General features: G+C 61.2%; 9 protein-coding genes and 1 tRNA gene. 6 read left to right on the plus strand and 4 right to left on the minus strand.

Going from position 1 to position 12128, the window contains the following annotated elements; all coding sequences use genetic code 11:
• Positions 1–88: 88 nt before the first annotated feature.
• Positions 89–796: a glutathione S-transferase N-terminal domain-containing protein gene (locus ACOQOU_RS15065; protein WP_306024573.1), complete on the plus strand. Its 708-nt coding sequence runs from the start codon at positions 89–91 to the stop codon at positions 794–796.
• A 45-nt stretch (positions 797–841) separates the two neighbouring features.
• On the opposite strand, the gene ACOQOU_RS15070 is transcribed toward ACOQOU_RS15065, so the two are convergent.
• Positions 842–1186, minus strand: coding sequence for a DUF2147 domain-containing protein (locus tag ACOQOU_RS15070; RefSeq protein WP_306024574.1), 345 nt, complete (start codon positions 1184–1186; stop codon positions 842–844).
• Positions 1187–1600: 414 nt separating this feature from the next.
• Here ACOQOU_RS15070 and ACOQOU_RS15075 point away from each other — a divergent pair, with 414 nt between their 5' ends.
• Entirely contained in the window at positions 1601–1867 is a 267-nt protein-coding gene (locus ACOQOU_RS15075; protein ID WP_109767258.1) for a sel1 repeat family protein, read from the plus strand.
• Positions 1868–2032: 165 nt separating this feature from the next.
• On the opposite strand, the gene ACOQOU_RS15080 is transcribed toward ACOQOU_RS15075, so the two are convergent.
• Positions 2033–2719, minus strand: a complete 687-nt coding sequence (locus tag ACOQOU_RS15080; RefSeq protein ID WP_306024575.1) for a YitT family protein — start codon at positions 2717–2719, stop codon at positions 2033–2035.
• Between the two features lie 57 nt (positions 2720–2776).
• Entirely contained in the window at positions 2777–3889 is a 1113-nt protein-coding gene (locus ACOQOU_RS15085; protein WP_306024576.1) for a pyridoxal phosphate-dependent aminotransferase, read from the minus strand.
• A gap of 273 nt (positions 3890–4162) precedes the next feature.
• Between ACOQOU_RS15085 and ACOQOU_RS15090 the strand changes: the two genes are divergently transcribed.
• The 3 genes from ACOQOU_RS15090 (at position 4163) to ACOQOU_RS15100 (ending at position 8479) form a co-directional block, all read left to right on the plus strand.
• Positions 4163–4253 (plus strand) — tRNA-Ser (locus ACOQOU_RS15090).
• A gap of 142 nt (positions 4254–4395) precedes the next feature.
• Complete coding sequence (locus ACOQOU_RS15095) at positions 4396–5664, plus strand: DUF6538 domain-containing protein (protein ID WP_306024577.1); 1269 nt, start codon at positions 4396–4398, stop codon at positions 5662–5664.
• Positions 5665–6340: 676 nt separating this feature from the next.
• Positions 6341–8479: a DUF3363 domain-containing protein gene (locus tag ACOQOU_RS15100; protein WP_306024578.1), complete on the plus strand. Its 2139-nt coding sequence runs from the start codon at positions 6341–6343 to the stop codon at positions 8477–8479.
• A gap of 187 nt (positions 8480–8666) precedes the next feature.
• Here ACOQOU_RS15100 and ACOQOU_RS15105 read toward each other — a convergent pair whose 3' ends face one another.
• On the minus strand, positions 8667–11099 hold the full coding sequence (locus ACOQOU_RS15105; protein ID WP_306024579.1) for an SIR2 family NAD-dependent protein deacylase: 2433 nt from the start codon (positions 11097–11099) through the stop codon (positions 8667–8669).
• Positions 11100–11914: 815 nt separating this feature from the next.
• On the opposite strand from ACOQOU_RS15105, the gene ACOQOU_RS15110 reads away from it, so the two are divergent.
• Positions 11915–12121 carry a hypothetical protein gene (locus ACOQOU_RS15110; protein WP_109767253.1) on the plus strand — a complete coding sequence of 69 codons (207 nt, stop codon included), beginning with the start codon at positions 11915–11917 and terminating at the stop codon, positions 12119–12121.
• The last annotated feature ends 7 nt before the right edge of the window (positions 12122–12128 follow it).

A 12128-nucleotide genomic window follows, 5' to 3' on the forward strand; every position in this document is an offset into this window, starting at 1 on the left:
CCATTCATATGGCGTTCAGGGTCGTTAACGCGGCTTGCGCTTGGCGCCCGCGCGCCTATGTGCGAGAGCGACAGCACCGGAGGAGCCCATGCCGCAACAGACCGCACCGATCGAGCTTTACTATTGGCCGACGCCCAATGGCTGGAAGATATCGATCATGCTTGAGGAGCTCGGCGTGCCCTATCAGGTGCGCTTCATCGACATCGGCAAGGGCGACCAGTTCGCGCCGGACTTTCTGAAAATCGCGCCCAACAACCGCATGCCGGCCATCATCGACCCGGAAGGTCCGGGCGGCGAGCCGATCTCGGTGTTCGAGTCCGGCGCGATCCTGCAATATCTGGGCCGCAAGTTCGACCAGTTCTATCCCGCCGATCCGCGCGCGCGGACCGCCGTCGACGAGTGGCTGTTCTGGCAGATGGGCGGGCTGGGGCCGATGGCCGGTCAGGCGCATCATTTCCGCCAATATGCGCCCGAACAGGTGCCCTACGCGATCGACCGCTATACCAATGAGGTCAACAGGCTCTACGGTGTGATGAACAGGCGCCTTGCCGACCGCGAGTTCCTCGCCGGCGACTATTCAATCGCCGACATGGCGTGCATCGGCTGGGTCCTGCCCTACGAACGGCAGGGCCAGGATCTGGACGAGTTCCCCAACCTCAAGCGCTGGTTCGACACGATGAATGCGCGGCCGGCGGTCGAGCGCGGCCTGGCGGTCGGACGCGAAAAGCGCGAGCAAACCAATCTGCGCGACGACAAGGAGGCGCAGAAGGTGCTGTTCGGCCAGCGCGCGCGCTGACCCGGAGACCTCCCCTGTCTGTTCGGGGAGGTCGTGTGGCCGGGTTTACTGGCGCTGCCAGTCTTCGCCGCGGCAGATGGCGCCGCCCAGAATGCAGCCCTGCAGCTTCATCGTGTTGCCGCTGATACGTGCCTTGCCGCGATAGGTCTTGCCTTCGGCGAGGTCGGTGATCTGGCCGTTATAGCTGCTGCCCGAACCCGACAGCGTGCCGATCGACTGGCCGGCATATTCGCCGTTGCGCACCGTGCCGCAGAAGCTCGATCCGCACGGGGCGAAATTGACGAGCGTTCCGGTGCTGGGGCGCAGCCAGGTGCCGACAATGGCGTCGGCAAGAGCGGGCGTTGCGGTCATGGTGACGGCGACCGCCAGCGCAAGCAGAGATGTCTTCATGAGGTTCCTCCCAATCATGCACGGTTCAAGGACCGTTCGCGTGCACTATTATTGACGCACACGTAAAAGTAAACGGGTTTTGACGGGAGTCGGTAGCGTTCCGGCGGGCGGATCGGTCGCTTCATGGACCGGCAAAAACCGCGTCCCTCCCGCATCGACCCGCTGCCACGGTTAGCGATTGCTTTCCGCGCCAACTGTGAACGATGTGTGAAAATCCCCGGTTTGCCAAGCAAAATCAGCTACTTGACATGTTAACGCGCAATTGAATTTACCCCCTGTTTTTGTTTCGTTTGCGCGCCATTAAGGACACTTGTTTGCCAGCCGTTGAAGCCTTGCCGGCATCCTCCACCCATCAAAACGCCGGGACGACAAAGCGCTCGGGGACGAAACAGGGACACGCAATAGGGGGTCGACATGGCACGCCTTGAAATGGAAAACGCCGACTTTGCCGGGATGGGCGCCGGCGCCAATGCAGACATCTTGTTCGAGATGGGCCTGGCTTGCGCGACGGGCCGCAATGGCGACGCCGATCTGGTTGCCGCGCACAAATGGTTCAACATCGCGGCCATCAAGGGCTCGCCGCGAGCCGGCGCCCTGCGCGCCGAGATCGCCGAAACCATGAACAAGGCCGAACTGGCCAAGGCGCTGCGCGAAGCGCGTGAGTGGATGACCCGCCATTGAGCGGTGGTGCCGGCCCGACGGCCGGCTTCGAAAAGACATCGGCGGGTGGGGCACCGGTTTGCGGGGGGCAAGCGACCGGTCGCAACGGGGTACCGCTGACAAGCCGCGCGCTCTTGGGGTGTGAGCGCGCGGCCTTTTTCGTTTCGGCGGTGTCCGTGTGCGCCGTCAGTTCACGCCGACATAGCGGCCCGGCTTGTGGTTGACACCCAGGATCAGGTTGAACATTACCGCGCCGGCCACCGACCACACGATGCCCTGCCATCCGATGACGAGCGCGGCGCCGGCCAGGATCAGCGCGTCAATGCCGAGCTGGACATAGCCGGCGCGCATGCCGCGCGCCGATTGCAGCCAGTAGACCAGGATGTTGATGCCGCCGAGTCCCGCGCCGTGGCGGAACAGCGCCAGAAGCCCCAGCCCGATCATGATCCCGCCGATCAGCGCGGCAAACCCCGGCTCCAGCGTCTCGATGGTGATCAGAACCGGGTAGTAGCGTACCAGAACGCTCATCAGCGCGATGGCGCAGAACGTCTTGATCACGAACCGCCAGCCCATGCCGCGTACGGCCAGCGCGTAAAACGGCAGGTTGAGCGCAAAGAACAGGGCGGAGAAATCGAGCCCGGTCGCATAGGAGATGGTCAGCGCGATGCCGGCAACGCCGGAAACGACCAGTTCGGCCTGCTGGAACAGAAAGACGCCGAACGAGACCAGCGCCACGCCGATCGAAATGGCGAAGATGTCCTCGGGCAGCGTGTGCCGGCTGGGCCGGATCATGATCATCGCCTGGCGGTCGGCTTCATCCGTGCCGTCGCCGTCCGGCTCCTGATGTGTATCGGTCACGCTGTCAGCATCCATGCTCGTGCTCGCCGAAGCCGGCCTTGAACCAAGCCCTCGCCGATTTGCCGTTTGCGATCAAGCATCGCCGCGCGCTTGGGCAAGCGCTATCGGCAGCGTCGTGGCGAAATGCGCCAGCTCTTCAGGCCGGCCGACGCTGACGCGGATACACCGGTCGAGCACCGGCGCCATCGGTTTGCGGACAAAAACGCCGCCATCCATCAGCCCCTTCAGAACCGCCATGGCATGGTTGCCGTCGCGGCCGCAATCGAGCGTTACGAAATTGGTTGCCGAGGGCAGGGCGGTGAGCCCGTTGTCGCCCCCGATCCGCGCGATCTCGTCGCGGGCCGCCGCGATCTTGCCCAGCGTGCCGGCCAGCCAGTCGCGGTCGCCCAGCGAGGCGAGGGCGGCGGCCTGCGCCATCACGTTGACGCCGAAATGATCGCGCACCTTGTCGAACGGGGCGATCAGCGCCTGGGTGCCGAACGCATAGCCGCAGCGCAGGCCCGCCAGCCCATAGGCTTTCGAAAAAGTGCGCAGCCGGATCAGGTTGGGCCGTGCGGTATCGACGGGCGGCAGCGTGCCCGCCGGCGCTGTCTCGCCATAGGCTTCGTCCAAAACGATCAGCGTTCGTTCGGGCACGGCATCGCAGAACGCGTCGATCGCGGCGGCGTCCCACCATGTCCCCATCGGATTGTCCGGGTTGGAGACATAGACGATCGCCGCGTTTTCGGCGCGCGCCGTGGCGGCGAGCGCATCGAGGTCTTCCCGGTCGTCGCGATAGGGCACGGTCGCCAGCCGACGGCCATAGCCAGCCACATGATAGTTGAAGGTCGGATAGGCGCCGAGCGAGGTGACGACCGCATCGCCCTCGCGCGCGAAGATTCGCACGATAAGCCCGAGAAGGCCGTCAATGCCCGGCCCGACGACGATCTCCTCCATGGCGACGCCGAGACGGGTTGCCAGCGCCTCGCGCAGCGCCCAGCTTTCGGGGTCCGGATAGTTCCGGACCGCCTCGCGCGCCGCCCGGGCCATCGCCGCGGTCGCCGCCGGCGCCGCGCCGAAATTGCCCTCATTGGCGCCCAGCCGCGCCTCAAATGCCATGCCGGTCTCGCGCTCGGTGCGCTCGGGCGCAACGAAAGGGATCGTCGCCGGCAGGGCATCGACGAGCGGATTGGGGCGTGGCGGCATGAACGGCGCTCCTGGGGGTCGGGTGGCGCCGCTGATAGCAGATTTTTGCGTTTCGGTAAGCGGGCGTTGCGCGGCTTGGAACGCATCCGTCGGCGCTCCGTCACCACCTGTCCTTTGAGCCCGAAAGGCGGGGCGAGGGCGCCCGACAGGACCGACCGCGTCGGATTTGGCCAGCACCCGCCGGTTTGATCCTGCCGCGCGCCGTGGCAGGCCGCACGAAACTGCATCGGTGGCGGTTGCAAAATCGCCGGAAATCCTCGAAAACGCCCGAACGGAGAGGTGGCCGAGTGGTCGAAGGCGCTCCCCTGCTAAGGGAGTAGGCGGCAAAACCGTCTCGAGGGTTCGAATCCCTTCCTCTCCGCCATTTTCCTCAGAATCGTCGCCTCACAACTGTCTGATAGTAGGGTGGAATTCGGCGTTTTCGCGCTGACGGCGGTGTTTGGTCCGCTTGATTTGCTGCACATTTTGCTACACAATTTGCTGCACAGATGGAGGACTTATCCGCCATGAGCATCGCGAAACGAGGCCGTCTCTACCACCTCCGCCGCCGCGTGCCGCGCCGGTATCGGGGTATCGAGCCGCGCGAAACCGTCTGGATCAGCCTGCATACCGACTCGGAGACCATCGCTCGGAGCAAGGCGGATCGGGCGTGGAGCCAGATGATCGAGGCTTGGGAGGCGCGGCTGGCCGGGAACAGCGCGGATGCGGAGGCCCGCTACGAGGCCGCGCGTAATCTGGCCCGGACGCGCGGGTTTCGGTACCTCGATGCGGGGGCCGTCGCCAGGCTTCCGGTCGAGGAAGTTGTCGAGCGCGTCGAGGCGATCCCGGCCCCGGCGAACCAACCCGATGCCATCGAGGCCGCCGCTCTTCTCGGCACTGTCCCTGAGCCGCGCATTACAGTCAGCAAAGCTCTGGAACTGTATTGGGGGCTTGCCAAAGAGAAGACACTCGGAAAGAGCGAGGACCAGTTGCGGCGATGGGAGGCTCCGCGCAAGAAGGCGGTGAAGAACTTCGTTGCGGTCGTCGGCGACAAGGAGATCGCCAATATCACCCGTGACGACATGCTGGACTTCCGGCAACACTGGCTCGACCGGATCGAAGCCGGCCAAGTAACGGCGAACTCGGCGAACAAGGACCTAATCCACCTGGGCGACGTGTTGAAGACCGTCAACACGATGAAGCGCCTTGGCCTGTCGCTGCCGCTGGGCGAGTTGTCCTTCAAGGAGGGCGAGAAGCAGACACGCCCGCCTTTCAGTGAAGACTGGATCAGGGCGCGCCTGCTCGCCCCAGGTGCACTGGACGGGTTGAACGGTCAAGCCCGCGCGCTGCTGCTCGGGATGATCAACACGGGCTACCGGCCCTCCGAAGGCGCGGCGCTGACGGCCGACACCATCCGGCTGGATTGCCACGTGCCGCACATATCCATTGAACCCGAGGGACGGCAATTGAAGTCGCACTATGCCCGCCGCGTGATCCCACTGACCGGGGTCTCGCTCGAGGCCTTCAAGTTGTATCCTCAGGGCTTTCCGCGCTACCGCAACCGGGCCACGCTGAGCGCGGTCGTGAACAAGTTCCTCCGCGCCAATGGCCTGCTCGAGACACCGCGCCACTCGATGTACTCCCTGCGACACTCTTTCGAAGACCGGATGCTCGCCGCCGGGATCGACGAACGCATCCGCCGCGACCTCTTCGGTCACCGGCTCGACCGCGAGCGATACGGCAAGGGCGCGTCGCTGGAGCATGTCGCCAAGCTTGTCGCCCGCATCGCCTTCTGAGCCAAGAGCGCTCGCGCCCGGCGCTGCGCTTCTGACATCCGGCTCTCCTCCTTCACGGCTGCGGCCAACTCCGCTTCCAACCGCTCGAAGACCGGCGCGAAGGCCGGGTCCTCCGCGACCAGACCTGCGACCTTCAAGAGCGCCGCCTCGATCCGTGCGGTCGCGACCGACTGAGTCGGGCGAGTGCGTCTTGGTGAAGGGCGAGACGATGTCATGCTTGGAAGCATGCGACCGCGCATTCGGCTTGTGCAGGGCGCGCGGCCGCGCCTCGCAAAGCGGCCTGTTACAGCGTGCAAATCGGACGGGGCGCTTGCTCGCCCTTGGGCCGATCCTGGCCATCGATACCGTGACTTAGGCTCTCGTAACTGGATCACTTCGGACAGCCTCACCCGGTCTGCATGTTTGGGCCTTAGGGAGAGCGTCAAATGCCCGCTTGGGAGGGCCGTGAAGGACGACATGAGAGATGGCAAGATAAAGCGAGTTCCTCGCTGGTCGGGCCGGTGGCCCTAAGTTTTTGTCTGCACATTGGTTTTTGGGCTCTGTCGCGGTTGCTGCGCGGATATCGTGCGGCAGGCTTCGACACTTCCTTCAATAAATTCAACGCTCTTTCCTGCCACGCCACGCCGCAACTCAGAAGCAAGCTACGCCATAGCCTGTCTTTGCACGCCACGTTGCGATGACCCTCGAACGCCCCTTGATCCGTCCCAATACGACCCCCAATCGTCTCTCCATGACCCGTGACGAGACCGACTTCCGCATCCGCCCCGGCAAGCCCCGGGACCATCAGCCGGGGCCCCCGCGTGTGCGCCGCAAGCCGCAGGGGTTTCTCGCCCAAGTGCACCAGGCCGTGCGCCGCGCGGGTGGCGATCCGAACCGGCTGGCCGGAAAGGGAAAGGCGAGCGGACGATTCAACGCGCGCGGTCGGGGTGCGAAGGTAGCGGTCGAATTGAAAGCCAGGAACCCGTGGTCGCGCGGCCCGGATGGGACCCGGACGCGCGCCCGGCGGGTGACGGTGAAGGCGCGGATCGTGAAGCTGAACCCGCAGCGCGGCGCGGCGCGCGGGCGGACCTTCGTCGGCGCCAAAGCGGTGGACGCGCATCTGCGCTACCTCGAACGTGATGGTGTCACGCGGGACGGCGAGCGGGGCCAGGTCTATTCCGCCACTGAGGATGCCGCCGACGGCCGCGACTTCCTCGACCGAGGTCGCGAGGATCGCCACCAGTTCCGCTTCATCGTCTCCGCCGAGGACGGCGTCGACCTCTCCGACCTGCGCCAGACAACCCGTGATCTGATGGCCCGGATGGAGGCCGACCTGCAGACGCGGCTCGATTGGATTGCTGTCGATCACTACAACACCGGGCATCCGCACACGCACATTCTGGTCCGCGGCGTGACCGACCAGGGGAAGATCCTGAACATCGCGGGCGACTACATCGCGCATGGCATCCGCGAACGGGCGAGCGAAATCGTGACGCTGGAACTGGGTCGGCAGACCGAGCTGGAGGTGACCGACCAGCTGCGCCGAGAGGTGGAGGCGGACCGCTTCACCCGTCTCGACCGGATGCTGATCGCGGAACAGGAGTCCGCCAACGAGTTCGCTGATCTCCGCCCGGATCACGACACGCTGGAGACCATGAAGCGCAACCGCGCGTTGCTGATCGCCCGTGCCCGGCGGCTCGAGAAGATGGGTCTGGCAACAGAAGTACGGCCCGGCGAATGGCACATCTCCGACCGTGCCGAAGGCACATTGCGCGCATTGAGCGAGCGCGAGGACATCATCAAGTCGATGCATCGGGCGCTCGAAGGCAACGACCTCGATGATGCGCGCGGCATCGCCCAACTCGCCGTTCACCGCGACAAGCTGCGCGAACGGATCACAGGCCGGGTGCTGGCGCGCGACCTCGCCGGCGACGGAAATTGCGACCGGGTGCAGCTGGTCATCGACGGCACGGACGGGCGCGTGCACCAGGTTGAGCTCCGCGCCGAGCGCTGCGACGGCATCACCCGCGGCATGATCGTCGCTGCCGTGCCACCACCGACCGAACCCCGCGCTGCCGATCGTAACATCCGCGCCGCCACCGGCATTGACGGAACCTACGACCCGTCGCGGCACATCGAGATCGCCCGAGCAGAGAAGATCACGCCCGACCCGGAGCGCTTCGTCGCCGCCCACGTCCGCCGCCTCGAGGCCCTGCGCCGCGCCGGGATCGTGGAACGTTGGGGCGAGGATCATTGGAAGGTGCCGCAGGACCTGCCCGAGCATGGGCTGGCCTATGATCGAAAAGGGCACGGCTCTGGTGCGCGTCTGGAGCTGCTCTCCCCAATCGGGCTGGACAAGCAGGTCACCCATGACGGCGCAACCTGGCTCGACAAGGAACTGATGCGACAGGGCAGCCTTAATCTGCGAGAGGCAGGCTTCGGCTTAGAGACGAAGCGGGCCATGGACCGCCGCAAGCAGGTCCTCGTCCAACGCGGCGATGCGCAAGACCTCGGCCAAGGCCGCATCCGCGCCCCGCGCGACCTCGTGCAACGACTGCAAGCACGCGAGATCGACCGGGTCGGCCACGCCATGGCAGCGGAGCGTGGCCGCGACTGGATCCCCGTCAAAGCCGGCAGCCGCTTCGGCGGAGAACTCGTCGGCAGCACACAACTCCCCAGCGGCCGCTTCGCCATGATCGACAGCGGCTTGGGCTTCAGCCTCGTCCCCTGGAACGACGCACTCGGGCGACGGATCGGCCAGCAGATCGGGGGTGTCGGGCTGCCGAGTGGTGGTGTGGAGTGGACGTTTGGGCGGAAGCGTGGCTTGGGGTTATGATTATCCACTTTCATGGGAGAGCACGGAACAGTAGAGGCGCGCTCTAGCTGGGCACCCAGTCTGGATACAAATTCCTTGCAGCAGGCGGTCATCAGCGTCGAGCAGGTAAGCACTTGAAAGCAGACAACTCTTTCGCATGACCCTTGTTGTACGCTGTATTGCTAAGTAGCAATATGAGTCTGGGAACCTATCCTAGCCGAACGCGTTCAGACTCGTATTTTCCGATCCAACCAAGAATTTGGTCGTCTCCCAAGTCCTGATATGACTGCCTAAGACGAGTGAGAGCATCATCGAATTGATCGGTGTCACCGCTTACCTGCGCTAAAGCCAGAGTAGCGCGGCAAAGACTCTCGTAATTATACTTGTCGTCGGGTCGCCTACTGAGCGATTTCATGGCTTTAGAAGCAGCAGTCGACAGAAGGTTAAGGCGGTCCTCATCCTCCAGAAAGCTCTGGTTGGCAGCCTTCTCAATGTTCAAAAGAACGTCGTACCTATGAATGACGGAGTCATTTATCCGCATATCTCTCGCTTCAGCGATTGCCAAATCCGCAGGTCCAAACTCCTTCGTGCGAACCAAATTCCTGATAAGTCGATGGCGCGGCACTCGCTCGCCCGGCACAACTTCGGTAAGCAACCTATACATCTCAGTTTGATCTTTGGGCGGCAGGGATTCAATTCCTATATCCGAATTGCACAGTTGTGCGCAAAACTGCCTTTCGATTGCGCTGGCCGGATTGATCGATTCGATAATCCTCTTTAAAAAAGCCTTTCTTCTCGCAAAGGAGAACTTACTTCCGGCTATGATGCTTGATATCCGGGGATGTCGAGTCGACCACTGATAGATGCCCCCTATTCTATCGTCCCGTTCAGATTCAAATATGACCCCCTCGAGATAATCTAACAAGTCACTAATTTCAGCAGCTTGAACATCGCAAAGTCGCAGAACCATTTGCCGATGAACGTGTCGGCCAGCAGCCTCAAGAAACGATACTGTCTCGTAGATACTGCGAATATCGGACCTAATCGCCTTCGGTTGATTTCGGCCTAATTGATCGAATTCCTTAAGAACAATTTCGTCGAGAGATCGTACTTCGAAAAGATACTTGAGAGAGACAAATAAATCTGATCTTGCCTTTCGAGAAACCATTCTTGCTATATCCGAGTGGTTCATAGACTGCACATCTTGAGACAGTAGTCTCGATAGTTCTGGTAAATTTCGAACATGACTCGCTATCGAATTGATATCGGTTGGCGTGAGGCGCGAAAGGTCATGTAGAACTGCATTCTTAACCAAGGCCGGAGACTTTGTCCGGTAAGTCCAAATTGACGGGTGATATGTTAGCACCACAGAAAGGGAGCGCTCTTTACCATCACCGATGTGGGTTGCCAGTTGATTGATAGCAAATTGGCTCGCATTTGGCTCGTCAAAAAAGACGCATGCAGTCTCACCATTCTGGAAGTGCTCACGTTCGATGTCGCGCCAGGTTGGAAAATCTACTCCGACACTAGCTTTATGCTCATAGCAAATAAGTCCCTTATCCGAGAGCGCGGACATAGCAAGTCTGGCGGCGCTAGTCTTACCCGATCCGCTGGGTCCAACTATCACATGAACAGAAGCAGAGCTGTTCTCTGAGATCTGCTGCTTAATCTCGTTCGCTACTGAGCGTTCAAATGCGAGTCCTTCTTGGATATCTGAATATGTCACAGCGGAACCCGAAACCAGCTTGCTTAGATCGCCCCTTCTGCCCCTCTCGTCCAATGGATCGATTGCTGAAATCGCTGCAGAAACACGGTGTCTAGAAACGTTGCTTACAGGACTGAATATGCTTACTGAATTTGGATCTTCATCGACCGATGATAGTGCCAATAGGAGTCTGTCTAGGTCTCCAAATGCAACACTCAAACCCCTATTCTGCCACCTCAGTGCCTCGATCTCATCTTCCTCATACAGGAGTAGATAGAGCTTACCTGGACAGTTTTGCTGGCTCGTGAGTTCAATTGCTCGCTCAACGTATTCTTTGATATTTGAGTCAGACATTGAGTAGCCGACAAATACAAAGTTCGATGTCGCCAGGGATTGTTCAAAGAATTTAAACCCAATCTGACGATAGCGACCATAAGTGGAGTAGTCTTCATCAGTCAAAATCATTCCATGGCTTAAGCCATCTGCACGGTCCTCGGTAATGCAGCCGTGCAACTTAAACAGCATAGTATTGTACTGGCGCTCATCAAAAGCGTAATCCTTGTTGGACCTGATAACCGGCAAGTCTATGGAAGCCTGATGGTACGCTCGTTCAACAAGAAGATCATAGTTCGTCGTGAAAATTCGGGAAAAGTTGAAGTTTGGTACTTGCGCCACTGTTTTTGATGGATGTAAGGGTTCGATCTTTGACCTGAGAAAATCTATCAAGGGCTTGCGGCCGAACTTTAGTTCGACGCGACCCGCAATGTCCGCAAGGTCACGCTCCTTGTCTCCTTTGAAGAAGTTTTGCGTAAGCTCGGCGGCTAAGGCCGCGCCAGACGGAGCGCCAGATGGTATGCTCGACCCTGCACCGAGGAAAAGCGTGGTCGGCAGTGAAGATTTCGAAATCTCAGAAGCTATTGACTGTACCGTATGCAAACTGTTCTCCCCGTGCGTGTTCGTGCTAACTATCACTGCCGCATTCGGCTATGCTAGCTTCATGATACGCGTCAGTGAAGCTTAAGCGCGAGTCGGCGACGATAAAGACGGGTGGTCTCCTTCGGGAAGTACCGGCAACTGCTCTTCCGGGGTCTTACGTGCGTGGTGAGTACCAAGTCAAAAGCGCGGTGCAGAGCTCCACTGTGACTCTTGCTGAACTGTCTTGCGTTCGAAGAGCGTCTCTTGCCCAATCCGACAATCCATAGGACGGTTATGCGTCTTTCTAGTTCGGCAGTTACGAGGGGCACTGCCATTTTCTGCTACACACTTTGCTGCACAATCCGCAACACTCGAAAATCCCCCGTCCAGCAAAATCAATCACTTAAGCTTCTGATAAACAACAACTTTCGGACTTCGTCTCCGCCATTGTTTCGCTCACGCCAAGCTCACTGCGTTCGCTGGCTCCGCGGGGGCGGCCTGACCGGCCGGCGCACGGTCGTGCGCTTGCGGAGGCCGGGTTCGAAGTTTCTCCCGAACTCTCCGCCTCAGCCGCAGGCGGCATCGCTGCATCGCGCGAACCGGTGGATCGCGGCGCTTGGCTGCCGCGCAATCCGCTCGACAGTGCAGGCGCGTCCCGCGGCGCGGTCGCGATCTTCCGCTTCGCGCCGGCAACCGGGTCCGTCGATCTCCATCAAACGTCCCGGATCGGGGGCTGCGTTGTCTGTGTTGCGTGACGCCGATGTTTGCATGGCGAAACCGATTGCCAGATTTCGATCCAAGACATATCATACCTTTTAAATACCAGTGAGCGGCGATTGACCGAAGACATGCCTCAAGATGGGTTCCGCGACGATGTGACGGGCAGGGATGATCGCCGGCATCGCCGCGGCGCATTTTCCTTCCACTGCAGCCTGTCCGGCGATGCCGGCTCGACAGCCGCCCTCCACAGTTTCCGCCGCCAGCCGGCGGGCTCCATCTTCCCGCAGCACCTGGCGCCGCCGGCCCAAAGCGCTGCCGCCTGACCAAGGA

This window comes from Oceaniradius stylonematis, assembly GCF_965223445.1.
Classification (GTDB): domain Bacteria; phylum Pseudomonadota; class Alphaproteobacteria; order Rhizobiales; family Rhizobiaceae; genus Roseitalea; species Roseitalea stylonematis.